This is a genomic window from Enterobacter kobei, assembly GCF_001729765.1.
Taxonomy (GTDB): Bacteria; Pseudomonadota; Gammaproteobacteria; order Enterobacterales; family Enterobacteriaceae; genus Enterobacter; species Enterobacter kobei.
In genome coordinates this window covers 200,281-224,983 of record NZ_CP017181.1, presented here as the reverse complement: position 1 = coordinate 224,983, position 24,703 = coordinate 200,281, and the positions used below count along the sequence as shown (strand labels likewise).

The 24,703-nt window shown below is 54.7% G+C and carries 20 protein-coding genes, 1 tRNA gene, 3 rRNA genes and 1 riboswitch; of the genes, 12 read left to right on the top strand and 12 right to left on the bottom strand.

Features of this window, described 5'->3' with window-relative positions:
- Window positions 1-11: 11 nt before the first annotated feature.
- The 6 genes from aceB to BFV64_RS01050 form a co-directional block, all read right to left on the bottom strand.
- A complete protein-coding gene (aceB, locus tag BFV64_RS01075; protein WP_045281844.1) occupies window positions 12-1,613 on the bottom strand; it encodes a malate synthase A in 1,602 nt (533 codons plus the stop codon).
- A 270-nt stretch (window positions 1,614-1,883) separates the two neighbouring features.
- A complete protein-coding gene (gene metA / locus BFV64_RS01070; RefSeq protein ID WP_023331771.1) occupies window positions 1,884-2,813 on the bottom strand; it encodes a homoserine O-acetyltransferase MetA in 930 nt (309 codons plus the stop codon).
- Window positions 2,814-2,988: 175 nt separating this feature from the next.
- Window positions 2,989-3,104: ribosomal RNA gene (gene rrf, locus BFV64_RS01065) — 5S ribosomal RNA — on the bottom strand.
- Window positions 3,105-3,168: 64 nt separating this feature from the next.
- A 23S ribosomal RNA gene (locus BFV64_RS01060) occupies window positions 3,169-6,073 on the bottom strand.
- A gap of 192 nt (window positions 6,074-6,265) precedes the next feature.
- A tRNA-Glu gene (locus BFV64_RS01055) sits at window positions 6,266-6,341 on the bottom strand.
- An 85-nt stretch (window positions 6,342-6,426) separates the two neighbouring features.
- Window positions 6,427-7,966, bottom strand: a 16S ribosomal RNA gene (locus tag BFV64_RS01050).
- Together the 16S, 23S and 5S rRNA genes with 1 tRNA gene alongside form the textbook arrangement of a ribosomal RNA operon.
- A 560-nt stretch (window positions 7,967-8,526) precedes the next feature.
- On the opposite strand from BFV64_RS01050, the gene purH reads away from it, so the two are divergent.
- Window positions 8,527-10,116 (top strand): bifunctional phosphoribosylaminoimidazolecarboxamide formyltransferase/IMP cyclohydrolase, encoded by a 1,590-nt coding sequence (gene purH / locus BFV64_RS01040; protein ID WP_045282295.1) that lies wholly within the window; start codon window positions 8,527-8,529, stop codon window positions 10,114-10,116.
- A gap of 16 nt (window positions 10,117-10,132) precedes the next feature.
- Window positions 10,133-11,425, top strand: coding sequence for a phosphoribosylamine--glycine ligase (gene purD / locus BFV64_RS01035; RefSeq protein WP_023331769.1), 1,293 nt, complete (start codon window positions 10,133-10,135; stop codon window positions 11,423-11,425).
- 48 nt (window positions 11,426-11,473) lie between these two features.
- Here purD and BFV64_RS01030 read toward each other — a convergent pair whose 3' ends face one another.
- The 6 genes from BFV64_RS01030 to nudC all read right to left on the bottom strand — a co-directional run bounded on the left by BFV64_RS01030 (window position 11,474) and on the right by nudC (window position 15,826).
- Window positions 11,474-12,166 carry a DUF1481 domain-containing protein gene (locus BFV64_RS01030; protein WP_045282296.1) on the bottom strand — a complete coding sequence of 231 codons (693 nt, stop codon included), beginning with the start codon at window positions 12,164-12,166 and terminating at the stop codon, window positions 11,474-11,476.
- 11 nt (window positions 12,167-12,177) lie between these two features.
- Window positions 12,178-12,450, bottom strand: coding sequence for a nucleoid-associated protein HU-alpha (gene hupA / locus BFV64_RS01025; protein WP_002445246.1), 273 nt, complete (start codon window positions 12,448-12,450; stop codon window positions 12,178-12,180).
- 186 nt (window positions 12,451-12,636) lie between these two features.
- The gene (locus tag BFV64_RS01020; protein ID WP_014882079.1) at window positions 12,637-13,227 is read right to left on the bottom strand and encodes a YjaG family protein; all 591 of its coding nucleotides are present in this window, start codon (window positions 13,225-13,227) and stop codon (window positions 12,637-12,639) included.
- Between the two features lie 41 nt (window positions 13,228-13,268).
- Window positions 13,269-13,940 (bottom strand): deoxyribonuclease V, encoded by a 672-nt coding sequence (nfi, locus tag BFV64_RS01015; RefSeq protein ID WP_023331768.1) that lies wholly within the window; start codon window positions 13,938-13,940, stop codon window positions 13,269-13,271.
- Between the two features lie 9 nt (window positions 13,941-13,949).
- Window positions 13,950-15,014 (bottom strand): uroporphyrinogen decarboxylase, encoded by a 1,065-nt coding sequence (hemE, locus tag BFV64_RS01010; protein WP_023336588.1) that lies wholly within the window; start codon window positions 15,012-15,014, stop codon window positions 13,950-13,952.
- 38 nt (window positions 15,015-15,052) lie between these two features.
- Window positions 15,053-15,826 carry an NAD(+) diphosphatase gene (gene nudC, locus BFV64_RS01005; RefSeq protein ID WP_023336587.1) on the bottom strand — a complete coding sequence of 258 codons (774 nt, stop codon included), beginning with the start codon at window positions 15,824-15,826 and terminating at the stop codon, window positions 15,053-15,055.
- A gap of 95 nt (window positions 15,827-15,921) precedes the next feature.
- Between nudC and BFV64_RS01000 the strand changes: the two genes are divergently transcribed.
- The 10 genes from BFV64_RS01000 (at window position 15,922) to BFV64_RS00955 (ending at window position 24,679) form a co-directional block, all read left to right on the top strand.
- Complete coding sequence (locus tag BFV64_RS01000; RefSeq protein ID WP_014882075.1) at window positions 15,922-16,419, top strand: Rsd/AlgQ family anti-sigma factor; 498 nt, start codon at window positions 15,922-15,924, stop codon at window positions 16,417-16,419.
- A gap of 54 nt (window positions 16,420-16,473) precedes the next feature.
- Window positions 16,474-16,585: riboswitch (TPP riboswitch) on the top strand.
- Between the two features lie 79 nt (window positions 16,586-16,664).
- Window positions 16,665-18,560, top strand: a complete 1,896-nt coding sequence (gene thiC / locus BFV64_RS00995; protein WP_023331766.1) for a phosphomethylpyrimidine synthase ThiC — start codon at window positions 16,665-16,667, stop codon at window positions 18,558-18,560.
- Window positions 18,560-19,195 carry a thiamine phosphate synthase gene (gene thiE, locus BFV64_RS00990; RefSeq protein WP_023336585.1) on the top strand — a complete coding sequence of 212 codons (636 nt, stop codon included), beginning with the start codon at window positions 18,560-18,562 and terminating at the stop codon, window positions 19,193-19,195. Before thiC ends, thiE begins: the two co-directional genes overlap by 1 nt.
- Window positions 19,188-19,943: a HesA/MoeB/ThiF family protein gene (locus BFV64_RS00985; protein WP_045282298.1), complete on the top strand. Its 756-nt coding sequence runs from the start codon at window positions 19,188-19,190 to the stop codon at window positions 19,941-19,943. The genes thiE and BFV64_RS00985 overlap by 8 nt, the downstream gene beginning before the upstream one ends.
- Window positions 19,927-20,127, top strand: coding sequence for a sulfur carrier protein ThiS (gene thiS, locus BFV64_RS00980; RefSeq protein WP_014882071.1), 201 nt, complete (start codon window positions 19,927-19,929; stop codon window positions 20,125-20,127). Before BFV64_RS00985 ends, thiS begins: the two co-directional genes overlap by 17 nt.
- Before the next feature lies 1 nt (window position 20,128).
- The gene (thiG, locus tag BFV64_RS00975; protein ID WP_045282299.1) at window positions 20,129-20,899 is read left to right on the top strand and encodes a thiazole synthase; all 771 of its coding nucleotides are present in this window, start codon (window positions 20,129-20,131) and stop codon (window positions 20,897-20,899) included.
- On the top strand, window positions 20,896-22,023 hold the full coding sequence (gene thiH, locus BFV64_RS00970) for a 2-iminoacetate synthase ThiH (protein WP_063614560.1): 1,128 nt from the start codon (window positions 20,896-20,898) through the stop codon (window positions 22,021-22,023). The genes thiG and thiH overlap by 4 nt, the downstream gene beginning before the upstream one ends.
- Before the next feature lie 340 nt (window positions 22,024-22,363).
- Window positions 22,364-23,905 carry a sensor domain-containing diguanylate cyclase gene (locus BFV64_RS00965; protein ID WP_063614559.1) on the top strand — a complete coding sequence of 514 codons (1,542 nt, stop codon included), beginning with the start codon at window positions 22,364-22,366 and terminating at the stop codon, window positions 23,903-23,905.
- Between the two features lie 146 nt (window positions 23,906-24,051).
- Entirely contained in the window at window positions 24,052-24,357 is a 306-nt protein-coding gene (locus BFV64_RS00960; protein ID WP_014882067.1) for a PTS sugar transporter subunit IIB, read from the top strand.
- Between the two features lie 4 nt (window positions 24,358-24,361).
- Window positions 24,362-24,679: a PTS lactose/cellobiose transporter subunit IIA gene (locus BFV64_RS00955; protein ID WP_008503455.1), complete on the top strand. Its 318-nt coding sequence runs from the start codon at window positions 24,362-24,364 to the stop codon at window positions 24,677-24,679.
- The last annotated feature ends 24 nt before the right edge of the window (window positions 24,680-24,703 follow it).

Below are 24,703 nucleotides of genomic sequence, written 5' to 3'. Positions count from 1 at the left end.
TATGTGGTGAGTTACGCCAGGAAGCGGTAGCCCGGCAGGGTCAGGAAGTCGATTAAGTCATCTGAGGTGGTGATTTGTTCCATCAGGCGTGCAGCATCATCAAAACGTCCGCTGCTGAAGCGGTGTTCGCCCAACTCGTCCTGGATCACCCGCATTTCTTCGGCCAGCATCTGGCGGAACAGGGCTTTGGTCACCGGCTTACCGTTGCTGAGCGTTTTTTGATGATGGATCCATTGCCAGATAGAGGTGCGGGAGATTTCCGCCGTGGCGGCATCTTCCATCAGGCCGTAGATCGGCACGCAGCCGTTGCCAGAGATCCAGGCTTCGATGTACTGCACCGCAACGCGAATGTTGGCGCGCATGCCCTCTTCCGTACGTTCACCTGCACACGGTGCCAGCAGCTGTTCTTCAGCCGTTGGCGCATCCTCTTCGCGCGTAACAAAGAGCTGATTTTTATTGTCACCGAGTACGCGGTTAAAGACTTCCATTGCCGTGTCTGCGAGGCCCGGATGGGCGATCCACGTTCCGTCATGACCGTTACGCGCTTCAAGCTCTTTATCGGCCTTCACTTTGTTGAGCACCTGATTGTTACGCTCCGCGTCTTTGCTCGGAATAAATGCCGCCATGCCGCCCATCGCAAAGGCACCGCGCTTGTGGCAGGTTTTGATCAGCAGGCGCGAGTAGGCGCTCAGGAACGGCTTATCCATAGTGACGACCTGACGATCGGGCAGTACACGATCGGGATAATTTTTCAGGGTTTTGATATAGCTGAAGATATAGTCCCAACGCCCACAGTTCAGGCCGACGATGTGGTCACGCAGGGCATGCAGAATTTCGTTCATCTGGAAAACCGCAGGCAGCGTTTCAATCAACAGGGTGGCTTTGATGGTGCCACGTGGCAGGTTGAAACGATCTTCTGCATAACTGAACACCTCACTCCACCACGCCGCTTCCTGCCAGGCCTGCGTTTTTGGCAGATAGAAATAGGGGCCGCTGCCTTTTGCCAGCAGGTTTTTGTGGTTGTGGAAGAAATAGAGCGCGAAATCAAACAGGCTGCCGGGAATGGCTTCCCCACGCCAGGTGACGTGTTTTTCAGGCAGATGGAGACCGCGTACGCGACAGATCAGCACCGCCGGATTCGGTTTAAGTTGATAGATTTTCCCGGCTTCGTTGGTATAGCTGATGGTGCCGTTCACGGCGTCGCGCAGGTTGATTTGCCCCTCGATAACCTTACGCCAGTCCGGTGCCAACGAGTCTTCAAAATCAGCCATAAAGACTTTAACGTTCGCGTTCATGGCGTTGATCACCATTTTGCGTTCTACCGGACCGGTGATCTCAACGCGGCGATCCTGTAAATCTTCAGGAATACCACGAATTTTCCACTCACCACGGCGAATGGAAGCGGTTTCCGAAATAAACCCAGGCAACTTGCCATCGTCAATTTCCTGCTGCTGGTGAATGCGTGCTGCCAGCAGCTTATTGCGCTGCGGCGTAAAGCGGGTCACCAGTTCAGTCAGAAATTCGACCGCCTCTGCCGTCAATATTTGCTGTTCTTGCTCACCATGCGGCTGGGTAAAGGCCAGTTCGTCGACCGTCGTTGCCTGTTGAGTCATTACTCTGCTCCTCATCAAAGATCCAAAATCACGCCCCCGATGCGAACGAAAGATCGTTGTGTAGTTTTCGCTCAGCAGAATTAAGACTATCTCTATTCTTTCCAAAATCAAAAACAATTTCCATTTTATTTTATTTATAACGTTAACTCATTGATCAGTATGAAATTAAAGTTTTTCTCAATGTTGAGTAGAATTTCGGAAATAAAAAAGGCACCCGAAGGTGCCTGATGCGAACAGCTGAAACGCTTTAGGATCGTTTAATGCAGAAGATTACTCTAGCGTCGGATTCATGTGTCGCAGATCGTATGGCGTGATTTGGTAGACGTAATAGTTGAGCCAGTTAGTAAAAAGCAAATTCCCGTGGCTGCGCCAGGTTGCTCTCGGTTTGTTTTGTGGATCGTTTTTCGGGAAATAGTTGTACGGCACATCCGGATTAAGACCCGCTTCGACATCACGGAAATACTCTGACGCAAGGGTATGCGGATCGTATTCAGGATGCCCGGTTACAAAGGCAATGCGCTTATCTTTGCTGGCAAACAGGTATGCATCCCCCTCTTCCGTTTCGGCCAGGATCTCCAGATCGGTGTAATCACGGATCAGCTGCGCCGGGAAATCGGCATAGCGCGAATGCGGCGCCAGAAACGAATCATCAAACCCGCGCGTCAGCAGAGCATGTGGATGAAGAATGTGGTGTTCGTATACGCCGGAGAGCTTTTCAGTGCGGGTTTGTTTAGGGATACCATAAAGAATATTCAGTGCCGCCTGTACCGCCCAACAAACAAACAAGGTGGACGTGACGTGATCTTTTGCCCACTCCAGGACCTGTTTGATCTGCGGCCAGTAGGCAACATCGTTAAATTCAACCAGACCGAGCGGTGCGCCGGTCACAATCAGGCCGTCGAAGTTTTCCCCCTGAATGTCATCGAAGTTACAGTAAAAGTTGTTCAGGTGCTCAGAAGGCGTGTTGCGTGACTCGCGCGCATCGATCCGCAGCAGCTGAATATCGACCTGCAGCGGAGAGTTTGAAAGCAGACGCAGGAACTGATTCTCTGTTTCAATCTTTTTCGGCATCAGGTTGAGAATAAGAACCTTCAGCGGGCGAATTTCCTGAACTGTTGCGCGTGAAGCCGTCATCACAAAGACGTTCTCTTCACGTAAGAAATTGACGGCTGGTAGCTCGTCCTGCACCCGAATCGGCATATCGTTGAATCCTCAAAGCATACGTATAAACGTTTAGACATCCAGACAGCTAACAATACCGAGATCCGGCCTGAATGTCGAGTCTGCAAGAGGAAGGTGAGAAAGTTTCAAGGAGAGGAATAACGCCCAAAGCAAAAAACCCCGCACCTTACGGTACGGGGTTCTTCTATTTGATGCCTGGCAGTTCCCTACTCTCACATGGGGAGACCCCACACTACCATCGGCGCTACGGCGTTTCACTTCTGAGTTCGGCATGGGGTCAGGTGGGACCACCGCGCTAAAGCCGCCAGGCAAATTCTGTTATCTGTATCAGGCTGAAAATCGTCTCTCTTCGCCAAAACACCTTCGGCGTTGTAAGGTTAAGCCTCACGGTTCATTAGTATCGGTTAGCTCAACGCATCGCTGCGCTTACACACCCGACCTATCAACGTCGTCGTCTTCAACGTTCCTTCAGGAGACTTATAGTCTCAGGGAGAACTCATCTCGGGGCAAGTTTCGTGCTTAGATGCTTTCAGCACTTATCTCTTCCGCATTTAGCTACCGGGCAGTGCCATTGGCATGACAACCCGAACACCAGTGATGCGTCCACTCCGGTCCTCTCGTACTAGGAGCAGCCCCCCTCAATTCTCCAGCGCCCACGGCAGATAGGGACCGAACTGTCTCACGACGTTCTAAACCCAGCTCGCGTACCACTTTAAATGGCGAACAGCCATACCCTTGGGACCTACTTCAGCCCCAGGATGTGATGAGCCGACATCGAGGTGCCAAACACCGCCGTCGATATGAACTCTTGGGCGGTATCAGCCTGTTATCCCCGGAGTACCTTTTATCCGTTGAGCGATGGCCCTTCCATTCAGAACCACCGGATCACTATGACCTGCTTTCGCACCTGCTCGAGCCGTCACTCTCGCAGTCAAGCTAGCTTATGCCATTGCACTAACCTCCTGATGTCCGACCAGGATTAGCTAACCTTCGTGCTCCTCCGTTACTCTTTGGGAGGAGACCGCCCCAGTCAAACTACCCACCAGACACTGTCCGCAACCCGGATTACGGGTCTACGTTAGAACACCAGCCATTAAAGGGTGGTATTTCAAGGTCGGCTCCACGCAGACTGGCGTCCACGCTTCAAAGCCTCCCACCTATCCTACACATCAAGGACCAGTGTTCAGTGTCAAGCTATAGTAAAGGTTCACGGGGTCTTTCCGTCTTGCCGCGGGTACACTGCATCTTCACAGCGAGTTCAATTTCACTGAGTCTCGGGTGGAGACAGCCTGGCCATCATTACGCCATTCGTGCAGGTCGGAACTTACCCGACAAGGAATTTCGCTACCTTAGGACCGTTATAGTTACGGCCGCCGTTTACCGGGGCTTCGATCAAGAGCTTCGCGTTACCGCTAACCCCATCAATTAACCTTCCGGCACCGGGCAGGCGTCACACCGTATACGTCCACTTTCGTGTTTGCACAGTGCTGTGTTTTTAATAAACAGTTGCAGCCAGCTGGTATCTTCGACTGATTTCAGCTCCACCCGCAGGGGCTTCACCTACATATCAGCGTGCCTTCTCCCGAAGTTACGGCACCATTTTGCCTAGTTCCTTCACCCGAGTTCTCTCAAGCGCCTTGGTATTCTCTACCTGACCACCTGTGTCGGTTTGGGGTACGATTTCGTGTTACCTGATGCTTAGAGGCTTTTCCTGGAAGCAGGGCATTTGTTACTTCAGCACCGTAGTGCCTCGTCATCACACCTCAGCGTTAAAAGGTACCGGATTTACCTGGAACCTCCGCCTACATGCTTAAACCGGGACAACCGTCGCCCGGCTAACATAGCCTTCTCCGTCCCCCCTTCGCAGTAACACCAAGTACAGGAATATTAACCTGTTTCCCATCGACTACGCCTTTCGGCCTCGCCTTAGGGGTCGACTCACCCTGCCCCGATTAACGTTGGACAGGAACCCTTGGTCTTCCGGCGAGCGGGCTTTTCACCCGCTTTATCGTTACTTATGTCAGCATTCGCACTTCTGATACCTCCAGCAACCCTCACAGGCCACCTTCAACGGCTTACAGAACGCTCCCCTACCCAACAACGCATAAGCGTCGCTGCCGCAGCTTCGGTGCATGGTTTAGCCCCGTTACATCTTCCGCGCAGGCCGACTCGACCAGTGAGCTATTACGCTTTCTTTAAATGATGGCTGCTTCTAAGCCAACATCCTGGCTGTCTGTGCCTTCCCACATCGTTTCCCACTTAACCATGACTTTGGGACCTTAGCTGGCGGTCTGGGTTGTTTCCCTCTTCACGACGGACGTTAGCACCCGCCGTGTGTCTCCCGTGATAACATTCTTCGGTATTCGTAGTTTGCATCGGGTTGGTAAGCCGGGATGGCCCCCTAGCCGAAACAGTGCTCTACCCCCGAAGATGAGTTCACGAGGCGCTACCTAAATAGCTTTCGGGGAGAACCAGCTATCTCCCGGTTTGATTGGCCTTTCACCCCCAGCCACAGGTCATCCGCTAATTTTTCAACATTAGTCGGTTCGGTCCTCCAGTTAGTGTTACCCAACCTTCAACCTGCCCATGGCTAGATCACCGGGTTTCGGGTCTATACCCTGCAACTTAACGCCCAGTTAAGACTCGGTTTCCCTTCGGCTCCCCTATACGGTTAACCTTGCTACAGAATATAAGTCGCTGACCCATTATACAAAAGGTACGCAGTCACCTAACAAGTAGGCTCCCACTGCTTGTACGTACACGGTTTCAGGTTCTTTTTCACTCCCCTCGCCGGGGTTCTTTTCGCCTTTCCCTCACGGTACTGGTTCACTATCGGTCAGTCAGGAGTATTTAGCCTTGGAGGATGGTCCCCCCATATTCAGACAGGATACCACGTGTCCCGCCCTACTCTTCGAGTTCACAACCTGTGCATTTTCGTGTACGGGACTATCACCCTGTACCGTCGGACTTTCCAGACCGTTCCACTAACACACAAGCTGATTCAGACTCCGGGCTGCTCCCCGTTCGCTCGCCGCTACTGGGGGAATCTCGGTTGATTTCTTTTCCTCGGGGTACTTAGATGTTTCAGTTCCCCCGGTTCGCCTCGTTAACCTATGTATTCAGTTAACGATAGTGTGACGAATCACACTGGGTTTCCCCATTCGGACATCGCCGGGTCAAAGGTTCATATCACCTCGCCGGCGCTTTTCGCAGATTAGCACGTCCTTCATCGCCTCTGACTGCCAGGGCATCCACCGTGTACGCTTAGTCGCTTAACCTCACAACCCGAAGATGTTTCTTTCGATTCATCATCGGTTTGCGAAAATTTGAGAGACTCGAACACACATAACATGTGTGTCGTTTCAATTTTCAGCTTGATCCAGATTTTTAAAGAGCAAATATCTCAAACATGACTCGCAAATCAGTTTTGAGATACGGGGGTCGGCGACTTTCACTCACGAACCAGCAAGTGGCGTCCCCTAGGGGATTCGAACCCCTGTTACCGCCGTGAAAGGGCGGTGTCCTGGGCCTCTAGACGAAGGGGACACTGAAGTCTCAATCGCAAGACGCCTTGCTATTTACTTTTCATCAGACAATCTGTGTGAGCACTACAAAGGCAGGTTCTTTAAGGTAAGGAGGTGATCCAACCGCAGGTTCCCCTACGGTTACCTTGTTACGACTTCACCCCAGTCATGAATCACAAAGTGGTAAGCGCCCTCCCGAAGGTTAAGCTACCTACTTCTTTTGCAACCCACTCCCATGGTGTGACGGGCGGTGTGTACAAGGCCCGGGAACGTATTCACCGTAGCATTCTGATCTACGATTACTAGCGATTCCGACTTCATGGAGTCGAGTTGCAGACTCCAATCCGGACTACGACGCACTTTATGAGGTCCGCTTGCTCTCGCGAGGTCGCTTCTCTTTGTATGCGCCATTGTAGCACGTGTGTAGCCCTACTCGTAAGGGCCATGATGACTTGACGTCATCCCCACCTTCCTCCAGTTTATCACTGGCAGTCTCCTTTGAGTTCCCGGCCTAACCGCTGGCAACAAAGGATAAGGGTTGCGCTCGTTGCGGGACTTAACCCAACATTTCACAACACGAGCTGACGACAGCCATGCAGCACCTGTCTCAGAGTTCCCGAAGGCACCAATTCATCTCTGAAAAGTTCTCTGGATGTCAAGAGTAGGTAAGGTTCTTCGCGTTGCATCGAATTAAACCACATGCTCCACCGCTTGTGCGGGCCCCCGTCAATTCATTTGAGTTTTAACCTTGCGGCCGTACTCCCCAGGCGGTCGACTTAACGCGTTAGCTCCGGAAGCCACGCCTCAAGGGCACAACCTCCAAGTCGACATCGTTTACGGCGTGGACTACCAGGGTATCTAATCCTGTTTGCTCCCCACGCTTTCGCACCTGAGCGTCAGTCTTTGTCCAGGGGGCCGCCTTCGCCACCGGTATTCCTCCAGATCTCTACGCATTTCACCGCTACACCTGGAATTCTACCCCCCTCTACAAGACTCTAGCCTGCCAGTTTCGAATGCAGTTCCCAGGTTGAGCCCGGGGATTTCACATCCGACTTGACAGACCGCCTGCGTGCGCTTTACGCCCAGTAATTCCGATTAACGCTTGCACCCTCCGTATTACCGCGGCTGCTGGCACGGAGTTAGCCGGTGCTTCTTCTGCGGGTAACGTCAATTGCTGCGGTTATTAACCACAACACCTTCCTCCCCGCTGAAAGTACTTTACAACCCGAAGGCCTTCTTCATACACGCGGCATGGCTGCATCAGGCTTGCGCCCATTGTGCAATATTCCCCACTGCTGCCTCCCGTAGGAGTCTGGACCGTGTCTCAGTTCCAGTGTGGCTGGTCATCCTCTCAGACCAGCTAGGGATCGTCGCCTAGGTGAGCCGTTACCCCACCTACTAGCTAATCCCATCTGGGCACATCTGATGGCAAGAGGCCCGAAGGTCCCCCTCTTTGGTCTTGCGACGTTATGCGGTATTAGCTACCGTTTCCAGTAGTTATCCCCCTCCATCAGGCAGTTTCCCAGACATTACTCACCCGTCCGCCACTCGTCACCCGAGAGCAAGCTCTCTGTGCTACCGTTCGACTTGCATGTGTTAGGCCTGCCGCCAGCGTTCAATCTGAGCCATGATCAAACTCTTCAATTTAAGTTTGATGCTCGTGAATTAAACTTCGTAATGAATTACGTATGTTCACTCAGAGACTTGGTATTCATTTTTCGTCTTGCGACGTTAAGAATCCATGTCACTTTGAGTGCCCACACAGATTGTCTGATAAATTGTTAAAGAGCAGTGCAACGCGGCTTTCGCTCACCGTTGCGAGGTGGCATATATTACGCTTTCCTCTTTCAGAGTCAACCCGTTATTTCAGGATTTTTTCTCTTCAACCGACCGGGTTGTCTGTGAAGTGATTCACATCTGCCGTGTCGATGGAGGCGCATTATAGGGAGTTCTCCGCAGGCCGCAACCGCTAAATGACAGAAAAATGACTGACTGCTGCATTCCACAGCAAAACCCCGTCTTATACCCTTTTACACACAGACTTATCCACAATGATACGAAAAAGTAAAAATGTGCGAGCGTTGCGCAAACGTTTTCGTTAAAATGCTCGCGCTTCACAAGGATGCCTCGTCAGGTGTGTTAGATGAGTTTTTCGCAGGAAAATTCATCTAACGCTCTCTGTAATCGTGAAATCCAGGGGATTTACCATGCAACAACGTCGTCCAGTCCGCCGCGCTCTGCTCAGTGTTTCTGATAAAGCCGGTATCGTCGAATTCGCTCAGGCACTTTCTGCACGCGGTGTGGAGCTGCTTTCTACAGGCGGCACCGCACGCCTGTTAGCAGATAAAGGTCTGCCGGTAACCGAAGTGTCCGATTACACCGGTTTCCCGGAGATGATGGATGGACGCGTCAAAACTCTGCATCCGAAAGTGCACGGCGGTATTCTTGGCCGTCGCGACCAGGACGATGCCATTATGGAAAAGCATGATATTGCGCCAATCGACATGGTTGTCGTTAACCTCTACCCGTTTGCCCAGACCGTTGCCCGCGAAGGCTGCTCTCTGGAAGATGCGGTAGAAAATATTGATATCGGCGGCCCGACCATGGTGCGCTCTGCAGCCAAGAACCATAAAGATGTGGCCATCGTGGTGAAGAGCAGCGATTACAACACCATTATTAGCGAGATGGATGCCAACGAAGGGTCACTGACGCTCGACACGCGTTTCGACCTCGCTATCAAAGCCTTCGAACACACCGCTGCATACGACAGCATGATCGCCAACTACTTCGGTAGCCTGGTGCCGGCTTACCACGGTGAAAGCAACGATCCTTCTGGCCGCTTCCCGCGCACGCTGAACCTGAACTTCATCAAGAAGCAGGATATGCGTTACGGCGAGAACAGCCACCAGCAGGCTGCCTTCTATATAGAAGAAGAGATCAAAGAAGCCTCGGTTGCCACCGCTCAGCAGGTTCAGGGCAAGGCGCTCTCCTACAACAATATTGCTGACACCGACGCTGCGCTGGAATGCGTGAAAGAGTTCAGCGAGCCAGCCTGCGTTATCGTCAAGCACGCTAACCCATGCGGCGTGGCGGTGAGCACCTCTCTTCTGGACGCTTACGACCGTGCTTACAAAACCGACCCGACCTCCGCGTTTGGCGGCATTATCGCCTTCAACCGCGAGCTGGATGCCCAAACCGCGCAGGCCATCATCTCCCGACAGTTTGTTGAAGTGATCATTGCACCATCGGCATCCGAAGAAGCGCTCAAAATCACCGCGGCAAAACAGAATGTGCGCGTACTGATTTGCGGTCAGTGGGCAAATCGCGTGCCGGGTCTGGACTTCAAACGCGTGAACGGCGGCCTTCTGGTTCAGGATCGCGATCTGGGTATGGTGACAGAAGCTGACCTGCGCGTAGTGACCAAACGCCAGCCGAGCGAGCAGGAGCTGCGTGACGCGCTGTTCTGCTGGAAAGTGGCGAAGTTCGTCAAGTCCAACGCCATCGTCTACGCCAAAGAGAACATGACCATCGGAATAGGCGCAGGCCAGATGAGCCGTGTCTACTCTGCGAAAATTGCCGGGATCAAAGCAGGTGATGAAGGGCTGGAAGTGAAAGGTTCCGCCATGGCCTCTGATGCCTTCTTCCCGTTCCGTGACGGTATCGATGCGGCAGCCGCTGTAGGCATTACCTGCGTGATCCAGCCTGGTGGTTCTATCCGCGACGACGAAGTGATTGCCGCCGCCGACGAGCACGGTATCGCGATGATCTTCACCGACATGCGCCACTTCCGCCATTAATTCCCGGAGCAGAAAAATGAAAGTATTAGTGATTGGTAACGGCGGACGCGAGCACGCTCTGGCGTGGAAAGCGGCGCAGTCTCCGCGGGTGAAAACGGTCTTCGTGGCACCGGGTAACGCCGGTACTGCCCTGGAACCCGCTTTGCAGAACGTCGCCATCGGTGTGACCGATATCCCGGCCCTGCTGAACTTTGCCCAGAATGAGAAAATCGATCTGACCATTGTCGGCCCGGAAGCGCCCCTGGTGATTGGCGTAGTTGACGCGTTCCGCGCTGCTGGCCTGAAAATCTTCGGACCAACGGAAGGTGCTGCCCAGCTGGAAGGGTCTAAGGCCTTCACCAAAGATTTCCTGGCACGTCACAACATCCCGACGGCGGAATATCAGAACTTCACCGAAGTGGAGCCAGCTCTGGCTTACCTGCGTGAAAAAGGCGCGCCGATCGTTATTAAAGCCGACGGTCTGGCCGCCGGTAAAGGGGTTATCGTTGCGATGACCCTCGAAGAAGCGGAAGCCGCGGTTCAGGATATGCTGGCTGGCAATGCCTTTGGCGATGCAGGCCACCGTATCGTGATTGAAGAGTTCCTCGACGGCGAAGAAGCGAGCTTCATTGTCATGGTCGACGGCGAGCACGTTCTGCCGATGGCCACCAGCCAGGATCATAAACGCGTGGGTAATGGCGATACCGGTCCTAATACCGGCGGGATGGGCGCCTACTCCCCTGCCCCGGTGGTGACGGATGAAGTACATCAGCGCACCATGGACCGCATTATCTGGCCTACCGTGAAAGGCATGGCGGCGGAAGGGAATACCTACACCGGTTTCCTCTATGCAGGTCTGATGATCGACAAGCAGGGCAACCCTAAGGTTATCGAGTTCAACTGCCGCTTTGGCGATCCGGAAACTCAACCGATAATGCTGCGCATGAAATCGGACCTGGTCGATCTGTGTCTGGCGGCTTGCGAAGGCAAGCTGGACGAGAAAACCTCAGAGTGGGATGAACGTGCGTCTCTGGGCGTGGTGATTGCCGCGGGCGGTTATCCGGGTAACTACAACACCGGTGATGAAATCCACGGCCTGCCGCTGGAAGAGATTGACGGTGCGAAGGTATTCCACGCGGGTACGAAACTGTCTGACGACGAGCGCGTCCTGACCAACGGCGGCCGCGTCCTGTGTGCTACCGCACTGGGTCATACCGTTGCAGAAGCGCAGAAGCGTGCCTATGCGCTGATGGCGGATATTCACTGGAACGGTAGCTTTAGCCGTCAGGATATTGGTTATCGTGCGATTGCTCGCGAGCAGGGCGAGTAATTTTCCCCCTCACCCTAACCCTCTCCCTCAAGGGAGAGGGGATTTACGTCAAAAACTCTTCTCTGTCGGCTGCCACGTGCAGAAATCTTCGTTCGCCACCAGCAACAGCTGAGAGCCTTCCGGCGCCTCAAGCCACGCCACACTCACTTCCATTGATGAATGACGCTGACGGCGTTGAATATGTTCGGTCGCCCAGGATTCAAGCTCAGGCTTCACCGTCTGCCCTTCGCAGGTGGTTACCGTGCCATCGTTATGCCAGCGCCCCTGACGCAGCACCACACGTCCAAGACGAAGCGCATCGCTGGTCTGGCGGATTTGTTCAGCACGATAGCGGTAGAGGGCAATCTGATCGCTGGAAAGCTGCTGTTTTTGACCACTCACTTCACGCTGCATAAAGCTCAGCTCACCATGGTCGTCAAAACGCACTTTCACATGTTCGGGGGTTTTACTGTAGACGTTCAGTTCAATCAGCGACAGGTAATCACCCTGCCAGCGATACTCCGCGGTCGACGTATTGCCGTTATGCCACGGACTGAAAGCGGAGAGCAGATGCACTTCGCCGCCGGAATCTTTGCGCCATATCCTCACCGCACCCTGATTGTCAGCGTAGCCGCTGGCGGTAAACGGTGGCAGAGAGGTGTCGTGGCTGCAGGCAGACAGCAGAAGCACGCCTGCCAGCGCGAGCGTTCCACGCCGGAATGACAAAAGGGGCGTTGCCGCCCCTTCGCTAAAACTGTTCACTGCCACGCGTCTTACTTAACAGCGTCTTTCAGTGCTTTACCAGAAACAAATGCCGGCACGTTAGCTGCGGCGATTTTGATTTCTTTACCGGTCTGCGGGTTGCGGCCAGTACGCTCAGCGCGGTGGTTCACTTTGAAGGTACCGAAACCAACCAGTTGTACAGCATCGCCTTCTTTCAGAGACTCAGTAATAGCAGCCAGGGTAGATTCCAGAGCAGCTTTAGCCTGCACTTTAGACAGATCAGCCTTGTCCGCAATTACATCAATCAGTTGAGTCTTGTTCATAAGTTATCCTTTCAATGTGTTTATCGCTTGCTAAGCATCGAGTGCGACGAAAATGCCAAAAAAGCACTCTCCTGCATACACGCACCGATAGCCACTTTTTTTCGCCCCCCAAATGTAGACCAGACGGGGGGCAGAAGGGAAGAGTCGAGGTGCGACAAAACAGGCGTTAAATCACGTTTTGTTGTCTCATTGGTTAAAAATTATACCAATATTGCTCTCGCCCGACTCACGTAAGTCCGCACGCAGCCCTTTGATCAGCTCAATGTCACGTTCTTCACACTCTGCCAGCAGGCGGAAAATTTCCCACTGGATATCCCATTCCTGCTCAACCGCCGGGTTAGCTCGCAGCTCTTCGTCGGTCATTTCACGGCCTTCCTGGGTCATTTCGAGCATCGCAACGGTCGTAATGGATGCCTTACTGACTTCGATAGCATGCTCCAGGGTTTCGCCACTCAGACGGGAGTGGATCAGCTCACTTAATGCCACGCAGGCATCAATGGCCGGATAGACACCGTACAGATCAAAATCATCCGCGGCCGGGATCGCCTCTTCCAGCTTTTCCAGTTGGGAGTCGAAATTCACCTTTGCGTCTTTGACCGTCAGCGTTTCCCAGATCAAATCCAGAATGCGGCGGTAGATATGACCATCACCAAAGCCCGTCTGCTTACAGAACGCGGCATAGTTGGGATACATGCGCTCGCACAGGCAAGCCATAAAGGTGACGTGCTGCCAGCTTTCCAGCTTCTCAAGGCGCAGATGGATCGGGTTTTGTAACATGATGATGTCTCGAATCGAAAATTAGCCGCAGTTTACCTGAATCACGGCTGAATTTCCTGCCAACGAACAAAAGCCGGACGCGAGGAAGCGACGGCGTCCGCCCAGCGGGTTGGCTCCGGTAAACGGTAGCCCTTCATGCAGCGCTGAACCCACGCCAGTGCGCTGTCCATACTCACCCGGTGACCGGTCGCGATAAACAGCGGATTACAGCGCGCTTTGCTGCGCCAGACCCACGCCAGCTGCTCGCCTTTATGGATAAGCGGCGCCAGCGCACCCGGCTCGGGGGAAAGTGGTTCAAACGCGCCACACAGGCGTTTTTTGGCAACGCCAATGGTCGGCACATCCACCAGCAGCCCAAAATGGCTGGCCACGCCTAAACGGCGCGGATGTGAGATACCGTGTCCATCCACAAACAGCAGGTCAGGTTTTTGCGAGAGCTGCTCCCATGCTGCCAGCAGCGCGGGATACTCGCGAAAGGAGAGGAAACCCGGAATGTACGGCATAGTGGTGGCGATACGCGCCACCTTGTACTCAACCAGCTCCAGCGAAGGGTATTTCAGAACCACCATCGCCGCTCGCGTCACTTCACCACCCTGCTCGAATCCGACGTCCGCTCCGCCAATGTACTGCGGGGGATCCTTATCCAGGCGATCCTCGCGGATCACCGATGAAGCCAGTTCAATTTGCTGAGCGCGTAGCGACGCGAGATCCATAACCACTCCTTACTGGTGATACTGGGCAGAAAGCCGATGCACCGCCTCCACAAATACGCCTGCATGCTCTGGCGGAACATCCTGATGAATGCCGTGGCCGAGGTTAAAGACGTGGCCTTCCCCCTGGCCGAAACCAGAGAGTATAGTCGACACTTCTTCTTCAATGCGGGCTGGCGGTGCATAGAGCATGGACGGGTCCATATTGCCCTGCAGCGCCACTTTGTCGCCCACGCGACGGCGAGCATCAGCGATATCGGTCGTCCAGTCGAGACCCAATGCATCGCAGCCGGTCGCCGCCATCGCTTCCAGCCACTGACCGCCACCTTTGGTGAACAGCGTCACCGGCACGCGGCGGCCTTCGTTTTCACGCAGCAGGCCATCAACGATTTTGTGCATGTAATACAGGGAGAACTGCTGATAATCGCGCCCGGTCAGTACGCCACCCCAAGTATCGAAAATCATCACTGACTGCGCGCCCGCTTTAATCTGCGCGTTGAGATAGAGCGTGACGCTCTTCGCCAGCTTGTCCAGCAGCGCATGCAGAGCCATCGGCTCGGCGTACATCATTTTTTTGATCACGGTAAAAGCTTTGCTGCTGCCACCTTCAACCATGTAAGTTGCCAGCGTCCACGGGCTACCGGAGAAGCCAATCAGCGGCACTTCGCCTTTCAGCTCACGGCGAATGGTGCGCACGGCGTTCATCACATAGCCCAGTTCGCCTTCCGGATCGGGGATCGGCAGCTTATCCACGTCGGCTTTGCTTTTGATCGGGGAGGTAAAACGCGGGCCTTCGCCGGTTTCAAAGTACAGGCCAAGGCCCATTGCATCCGGAATGGTCAGAATGTCCGAAAAGAGAATGGCGGCATCCAGCGGGAAGCGGCGCAGCGGCTGGAGCGTCACTTCACACGCCAGCTCAGCGTTTTTGCACAGCGACATAAAATCACCTGCCTGCGCACGCGTGGCTTTGTACTCTGGCAGATAACGTCCTGCCTGGCGCATCATCCACACCGGGGTGACATCAACGGGCTGGCGCAGCAGCGCACGCAGATAACGATCGTTCTTCAGTTCGGTCATTTTTGCAGTTCCTTAAGCGTCATGGCCTCAGTGTAACACTACTCATACTCGGCCCGACACATCGCCACGGTATCTTCTATCAGCCGACGCGCCACGGTGCCGGGTGGCGGTAACAGAGGCAAATCGTCATAACGATACCAGTTCGCGTCCAGCAGCTCTTTCTGATCGATAACGATCTCACCGCTGTCGTATTCCGCCATAAACGCCGTCATCAGGGACATCGGGAATGGCCACGGCTGAGACGTTACGTAGCGCAGGTTTTTCACCTTGATCCCGCTCTCTTCCATCACTTCACGCGCTACCGCCTGCTCCAGCGTTTCACCCACTTCGACGAAACCGGCAAGAACGGTATAAATGCCGTTGCGATGGCGGGTATGCTGCGCCAGCAGGATAGTATCCTCACGGCGAATGGCGACGATAATGCAGGGTGCAATCTGCGGATAGTAACGTTCACGGCAGTGGCCGCAGAGCATTGCCCACTCGGTTTTGCTCGGGTGCATGGTATGGCCGCAGTAGCCGCAGTATTTATGCGAGCGGTAAAACTCCGCCAGCTGGACGCCGCGCCCCGCCAGCTGGAACAAGCCAACATCCTGATCCAGCACCTGACGAACCGATCCCATCTCCTGACGGCGAGGCTGTTGGATCAACCACACTGCATCCCCCTGCCATTCACCAATCTTCAGTGCTGGCTGGCCAACAAGATTGAACGCCTCTGCTGCGCCATAAGGGATCTCCCCGGCAGGAAGCCATAGTTTTTGTTCGTGACTGACGATCCACCAACCCAGATCTGATTTTTCAATAATACGATCCATATCTATTGCACTACCTTCGCTTCACTGACATGTTGTTAGCATTGTGGTTACATTTTGGATAAGCAGATTCAATTCTCAACCTTGCGGAGTCAACCATGTTAAACCAGCTAGAAAGCCTGACTGAGCGCGTTAGAGGAAGTAACAAACTGGTGGATCGCTGGCTACATGTACGCAAGCATCTACTCGTGGCTTATTACAATCTGGTCGGTATTAAGCCTGGCAAAGAATCGTTTATGCGGCTGAATGAAAAAGCGCTGGATGATTTTTGTCAGAGCCTGGTCGACTACCTGTCCGACGGACATTTCAATATTTATGAACGTATTATCCGCGAAATGGAAGGGACAACGCCGTATTTAGCGGCCAGTAAACTCTATCCGCTGCTGGAAGCCAACACCCAGCAGATCATGGATTACTACGATTCCACGCTCGAAAATGCCATCGATCACGACAATTATCTTGAGTTCCAGCAGGCGCTTTCCGATCTTGGCGAAGCGCTGGAAGAGCGATTCACGCTGGAAGACAGGCTGATCGCCCTCGTCCTGGATAACGGCCTGGATGTGAGTAACGAAGACAACATCGCGCGCCCTGCTTGAGTTCTTAATCGTTAACGAGTAATTTACAACCATTCGCCCCTCTGCGGAGGGGGATTTTTCTTGTCGGAGTGCCCAGCGCTTAAACGCGCGGGCTGAGACCGTTAATTCGGGATCCGCGGAACCTGATCAGGTTAATACCTGCGAAGGGAACAAGAGTCACACTGCTGTTGTATCGCCCCTGAGGCGATCTTCTCTTGCTTCATCCGTCGTCTGACAAGCCATGTCCTTCACTTCTGGAATGAGCTATGTCTACCACTAAACTGACCCGTCGCGAACAGCGCGAACACGCCCAACACTTCATCGATACCCTGGAAGGTACCGCTTTCCCGAACTCGAAGCGCATATACATCACCGGTTCACAGGCCGACATTCGCGTGCCGATGCGCGAAATCCAGCTTAGCCCGACGCTTATCGGCGGCAGCAAAGATAACCCGCAATATGAAGATAACGAAGCCGTCCCGGTGTATGACACCTCCGGCCCGTATGGCGATCCCTCTGTTGCCATCAATGTTCAGCGGGGTCTGGCAAAGCTGCGCCAGCCGTGGATTGACGCACGTAACGACTGTGAAGAACTCAACGAACAAAGCTCGTCGTACACCAAAGCGCGCCTGGCCGACGACGGTCTGGACGAATTGCGTTTCACCGGTCTGCTGACGCCAAAACGCGCCAGAGCGGGCAAACGCGTGACCCAGCTGCACTATGCGCGCCAGGGAATCGTCACGCCGGAGATGGAGTTCATCGCCATTCGTGAAAACATGGGCCGCGAGCGTATCCGTAGCGAAGTGCTGCGCCACCAGCATCCAGGTGAAGGGTTTGGCGCTCGCCTGCCGGAAAACATCACGCCGGAGTTTGTGCGTGACGAAGTGGCCGCTGGCCGCGCGATTATCCCTGCCAACATCAACCACCCGGAATCCGAACCGATGATTATCGGCCGCAATTTCCTGGTGAAGGTCAATGCCAATATCGGTAACTCTGCCGTCACTTCCTCCATCGAAGAGGAGGTAGAAAAGCTGGTCTGGTCAACGCGCTGGGGCGCGGACACGGTAATGGACCTCTCAACTGGCCGTTATATTCACGAAACCCGCGAGTGGATCCTGCGTAACAGCCCGGTCCCGATTGGTACCGTCCCGATTTATCAGGCGCTGGAGAAAGTGAACGGCATCGCCGAAAACCTCACCTGGGAAACCTTCCGCGACACGCTGCTGGAGCAGGCGGAACAGGGCGTGGACTACTTCACGATTCACGCTGGCGTGCTGCTGCGCTACGTGCCGATGACCGCAAAACGTCTGACCGGCATCGTCTCCCGCGGCGGATCCATCATGGCAAAATGGTGTCTGTCACATCATCAGGAAAACTTCCTCTACGAACACTTCCGCGAGATCTGCGAAATCTGCGCTGCCTATGACGTATCCCTGTCGCTGGGCGACGGCCTGCGTCCGGGCTCCATTCGCGATGCCAACGACGAAGCGCAGTTTGCCGAGCTGCACACGCTGGGCGAACTGACAAAAATTGCATGGGAGTATGACGTACAGGTAATGATTGAAGGCCCTGGACATGTGCCGATGCAGATGATCCGCCGCAATATGACCGAGGAGCTGGAGCACTGCCACGAAGCGCCGTTCTATACTCTGGGGCCCCTGACCACCGATATTGCACCGGGCTACGACCACTTCACCTCCGGGATTGGCGCAGCGATGATCGGCTGGTTCGGCTGCGCCATGCTCTGCTACGTCACGCCGAAAGAGCACCTGGGCCTGCCAAATAAAGAGGACGTGAAGCAAGGACTGATTACCTACAAAATTGCCGCTCATGCGGCGGATCTGGCGAAAGGCCACCCGGGGGCGCAAATCCGCGATAACGCCATGTCGAAGGCGCGCTTTGAATTCCGCTGGGAAGATCAGTTCAACCTGGCGCTGGACCCCTTCACCGCCCGCGCCTACCACGACGAAACCCTGCCACAGGAATCGGGCAAGGTGGCACACTTCTGCTCCATGTGCGGTCCAAAATTCTGCTCGATGAAAATCAGCCAGGAGGTACGCGACTACGCCGCCGCACAGACCATCGAAGTGGGTATGGCAGACATGTCAGAAACCTTCCGCGCGAAAGGCGGCGAGATCTACCTCAAAAAAGAGGAGGCCTAATGTACCAGCCTGATTTCCCCTCCGTGCCCTTCCGTTTAGGGCTCTATCCGGTGGTGGACAGCGTGGAGTGGATCCAACGCCTGCTGGAGGCAGGCGTTCGCACCCTCCAGCTGCGCATCAAGGATAAGCGCGATGAAGAAGTTGAGGCCGACGTTATCGCCGCCATCGCGCTGGGACGACGCTACCACGCTCGTCTGTTTATCAACGACTACTGGCGGCTGGCTATTAAGCACCAGGCGTACGGCGTCCATCTGGGTCAGGAAGATCTGGAAACTACCGATCTTAACGCTATTCGCAAAGCCGGGCTGCGGCTGGGGGTGTCGACACACGACGATATGGAAATTGACGTGGCACTGGCGGCGCGCCCCTCCTACATTGCCCTCGGCCACGTTTTTCCGACGCAAACCAAGCAGATGCCCTCCGCACCACAGGGTTTAACGCAGCTGGCGTTACACGTTAAGCGCCTGACCGATTACCCCACCGTTGCCATTGGCGGGATAAGCCTTGAACGCGCCCCTGCGGTACTGGAAACCGGCGTCGGCAGTATCGCCGTCGTCAGCGCGATTACCCAGGCGACGGACTGGCAGGCGGCCACGGCACGGCTTTTACAGCTGGCAGGAGCGGGCGATGAATGACCGCGATTTTATGCGCTACAGCCGTCAAATTCTGCTGGAGGATATCGCCATCGACGGGCAGCAAAAGCTGCTCGCCAGCAGGGTGTTGATTGTTGGTCTGGGTGGATTAGGCGCCCCCGCCGCGCTTTATCTGGCAGGCGCAGGTATCGGTACGCTGGTGCTGGCCGACGACGACGAGGTGCACCTCAGCAACCTGCAGCGACAAATCCTCTTCACGACAAAGGACATTAATCAACCCAAAGCGCAGATTACCCGCCAGAGGCTGAATCAGCTCAACCCGGACATCGAACTGATTGCACTCCAGACGCGGCTGAGCGATGACAATCTGCACCGTGAGGTCGCCCTGGCCGACGTGGTGCTGGACTGCACTGACAATATGGCGACGCGTCAGGCGATCAACGCCGCCTGCGTGATCAATAACACGCCGCTGATCACCGCCAGCGCGGTGGGGTTCGGCGGACAGATGATGGTCCTGACGCCCCCCTGGGCGCAGGGCTGCTATCGCTGCCTGTGGCCGGACGATGCCGAGCCCGCACGCAACTGCCGCACGGCAGGCATTCTTGGCCCGGTAGTCGGAGTGATGGGCACCCTTCAGGCGCTTGAGGCCATCAAGCTGCTCAGCGGCATGGAGACGGAACGTAATACGCTGCGGCTGTTCGACGCTCGTTCAGGCGGCTGGCGCCATCTGGCCTTAAACCGCGCCAGCCACTGCCCGGTATGCGGAGGCCGCGATGCGCATTCTGTTTAACGATGAGCCGATAAGCTGCGACGACGGGCTGACCATTGCCGCCCTGCTCGATAAGTTACGTCAGCTCAAGCCGGGAACGGCGCTGGCACTCAATCAACAGATCCTGCCGCGCGAGCAGTGGGAACATCAGCAGGTCAATGACGGCGACCAGATCCTGCTGTTTCAGGTTATCGCAGGGGGCTGAGATGCTACATATTGCCGATAAAATCTTTGATTCACATCTGTTTACCGGAACCGGAAAGTTCGCCTCTCCACAGCTGATGGTAGAGGCCATCCGTGAAAGTGGCAGCCAGCTGGTGACGCTGGCGATGAAACGCGTGGATCTGCGCCAGCACAACGATGCCATTCTTGCGCCTTTGCTGGAGGCAGGCGTTACGCTCTTGCCCAACACCTCCGGTGCAAAAACGGCGGAAGAAGCAATTTTCGCCGCACAGCTGGCACGTGAAGCGCTCGGTACCCGCTGGCTGAAGCTGGAAATTCATCCGGATGCCCGCTGGCTGCTGCCGGACCCGATTGAAACGCTGAAAGCAGCAGAAAAGCTTGTGCAGCAAGGGTTTACCGTCCTGCCTTACTGCGGGGCGGACCCTGTGCTATGTAAGCGTCTGGAAGAGGTCGGCTGTGCCGCCGTGATGCCGCTGGGTGCGCCAATTGGCTCTAATCAGGGTCTCGAAACTCGCGCGATGCTGGAGATCATCATTGAACAAGCCACCGTGCCGGTGGTGGTAGATGCGGGGATTGGCGTACCAAGCCATGCCGCGCAGGCGCTGGAGATGGGGGCCGACGCGGTACTGGTCAATACGGCGATTGCGGTGGCTGACGATCCGGTCATGATGGCGCGCGCGTTCCGCATGGCCGTAGAGGCCGGCTTGCTGGCAAGAGGATCCGGCCCTGGCTCGCGCAGTTTTCAGGCGCAGGCCACCAGCCCGCTGACCGGTTTTCTGGAGGCTCTCTCATGAGTACGTTTACCGAACGCTGGCGTCAGCTCAACTGGGACGATATCGCCCTGCGTATCAACAGCAAAACGGCGGCTGACGTGGAGCGTGCCCTGAATGCCCGTCATCTGACCCGTGAGGACCTGATGGCCCTGCTCTCTCCGGCGGCCAGCGCGTACCTTGAACCGATGGCGCAGCGCGCTCAGCGCCTTACCCGCCAGCGTTTTGGCAACACGGTAAGCTTCTACGTTCCACTTTATCTCTCGAACCTGTGCGCCAATGACTGCACCTATTGCGGTTTCTCCATGAGCAACCGCATCAAGCGGAAAACCCTTGATGAAGATGAGATCGCACGTGAGTGCGCCGCCATTCGTGAAATGGGGTTCGAACATCTTCTGCTGGTCACGGGCGAGCATCAGGGAAAAGTGGGAATGGACTATTTCCGTCAGCACCTTCCGGCGATACGTCGCGAGTTTGCGTCGTTGCAGATGGAGGTACAGCCCCTGTCGCAGGATGAGTACGCGGAGTTAAAATCGCTCGGGCTGGATGGGGTCATGGTTTACCAGGAAACCTACCACGAGGCAACGTACGCCCGGCACCACCTGAAGGGCAAGAAACAGGATTTCTTCTTCCGGCTGGAGACACCGGACAGGCTGGGCCGCGCCGGGATCGATAAAATCGGTCTCGGGGCGCTGATTGGGCTCTCCGACAGCTGGCGGGTCGATTGCTACATGGTGGCAGAGCATTTGCTGTGGCTCCAGCAGCACTACTGGCAGAGCCGCTATTCTATCTCTTTCCCCCGCCTGCGACCCTGCGCAGGCGGAATAGAACCGGCATCGCTGATGGATGAGCGTCAGCTGGTGCAGACTATTTGCGCGTTTCGCCTGCTCGCCCCGGAGGTTGAATTATCGCTTTCAACGCGTGAGTCCCAGGCGTTTCGCGATCGCGTGATCCCGCTGGCAATTAACAACGTCAGCGCGTTTTCCAAAACACAGCCGGGCGGTTACGCCGACGATCACCCGGAGCTGGAGCAGTTTGCACCGCATGACGGGCGACGTCCGGAGGCAGTCGCCGCCGCCCTGACGGCACAGGGCCTACAGCCGGTCTGGAAAGACTGGGACAGCTGGCTGGGAAGAGCCTCGCAATAACGTTGAAACACGCTGCAATACGGTAAAAAAGTGTCGAGACACTACGGAAAGATAAAACCGGACGATTGTCAGCGATCGTCCGGTTTTTTTATTGTCATCCGGTCAGCAAGGGATGCTGGCCAGGGCGAAAAGCTTCTTCCTCGTTTCGCCCTGCCTCCGGTTTCTTGCATAAATGGGGCGGCAAAAAACATGGATAAGGAATTTCTTAGTGATTCTTAAGATAAATCATCTTGCCGAAAATCGTGTTCCGTATAATTCACCGCGAACCGCAGGACAGCGACTATGCTGAGAGGATATCGGCAGACAAAAAGTATTCACCATCAGGATCGATGTACAACTCATGGCACTTCACAGCAAAAAGCTCTCTTTTACCCGGCCAATCATGCTCAGCTTCGCGGGGATCCTGTGCAGTTTTGCGCTGATCGCGGTCGTGGTCTCTCTTTCGCAAAGAAAGGATTTTCTTGAGGATTATCACAAGATTAACAGTAACTTCACGCATAACCTGGCGGTTAACTATACCGAATCAATCCTGCGTGAAAACGACTATATCCTTGGTCGCTCTGCGATGTACTTTGCCCGCAGCGAGATACTGAATGAGACGCTCAACGTCAACCCGACGCAAGGGCTGCAGATGTTGATGCATTTGCAAAACCTGATGCCGACCGTGTCATCCATCTCGCTGGCCGATACAGAGGGACATTATTTACACGCACCAGAAGCACCTCCCACGGAAAAGAGTAAAAACGTCGATCCGCGGACGCGCCCGTGGTTTGTCGCGCACGCAGAAGCCAGTATTTTCAGCCATTATACCCACCATTATACGGACTACTTTACCGGGCATCCGACAGTTACGCTTTATAAGCCATTGATTTCAACAGAAGGCAGACTCAAGGGAACCCTCGCCTTTCATCTTGATTTGACGTCGATGGGGTATACCCTTCGACAAATGGTGGCCCCCGTACAAGGGGAATTCTTCGTCGTCGAACGCGACGGGACCGTCGTGCTGCACCCAGATACAGGCGCCCTGTTCAAAAAGTACGTGAGCGAAGCGCTGATGGACAAAATGACCAGCGGCGAAGGCCATCTTTACGACCGGAAAACCAATGCCTGGTATTACTACTACTCTTTCACGAACCCGGACTGGTTTGTTATCTATCGGGTATCTGGCGCAACGCTTACCGATATCACCCGCCACGAAACTACTATCGTTGTCTGGGGCTTCGCGCTGGCAGCCATCATCATCATTCTGTTCGGCCTTTATTTGCGTCATGCCTCGCGTACCGTATTAATGACCATTATCAATGCGATCAAAACGGGCGATGTCAGCCAGGCACCGCGTCTGGAAGCGATGCTGAGCCACACGATTCAGTCCAATAAAGAGCGGGAGATGGCGTATGTTCGCCAGGCGACTCACGATGCGTTGACCGGCTGCAAAAACCGCCGCGCGTTTGACAATGATGTGGATGAACTGCTGACCGCCCACCAGCCTTTCGCACTGGCGCTGATTGATATCGATAACTTCAAATCGATCAACGACACATGGGGACATCTGAGTGGTGACATTGTCCTGCGTAATGTGGCGCGCGAAGGGATCCAGATAATGCAGCCACACAACATCTCGGTCTATCGCTACGGTGGAGAAGAGTTCGCGGTGATCTTCCAGGCCGAGCAGATCGCTGCCGCATTCTCATTGCTTGACGCCTGGCGCACCGCCGTTGAAAGGCGCGTCTGGCGGGAAGAAAACCTGCACGTTACGTTCAGTGCGGGTCTGGGGGAATGGCACTTCGAACCGCTGGAACAACTGGTGGGAAGTGTCGATAACGCGCTTTATAGCGCTAAACAGCAGGGAAAAAACCGCATTGTTCGAACAACCGTCGGCTAATTTTCTCTCCTCCCGTCAGAATTGTAACCGGTTTCAGAAAAATGCCGTTTTCTTTGTGATGCCTGACACACAATCGCGGTAAAGCGGTTGTTGAAGCGGTCTGCACGGGATAATTATCAATAAACACATGTAGATCGAGGCTGATTATGAAGAACATCGTTTTATGCTGTGCAGCGGGAATGTCAACCAGCATGCTGGTTCAACGTATGAAAGACGCCGCGCAGAAAAAAGGGGTTGAAGTCACCATTAAAGCCGTTCCGGTTGCGGAGTTTAAAGACAACATCGCGACGGCCGACATCGTATTGCTGGGGCCACAGGTTAAATACGAGCAGGCAAAACTGCAGGCACAGGCTGACCCACTGGGCAAAAAAGTCGCGGTGATCGACATGATGGACTACGGCATGATGAAAGGCGATGCCGTACTGGAAAAAGCCCTCAAACTGCTGGAGTGACCTCATGGAAGATTTAGAGACAACGATCATGGAATTGCTGGTCAACGCCGGGGCGGCGCGAAGTGCCGCGCTTACGGCATTACAAATGGCCCGCAAAGGTGAGTTCGACGAAGCCGAAAAAGCAATGGAAGAGTCTCGCGAATATGTGAAGCATGCGCATACGATCCAGACACAGCTTATCGGTCTTGACGAAGGAACCGGCAAGCTCCCGGTCAACCTGATAACCGTTCACTCTCAGGACCACCTGATGAACGCCATGGTGATTCAGGATCTGGCAGGCGACATGATTGAGCTTTATCGACGGATCCCGTTAGTGAATTGAAAAAATGCAGATGTAAAAAAACCC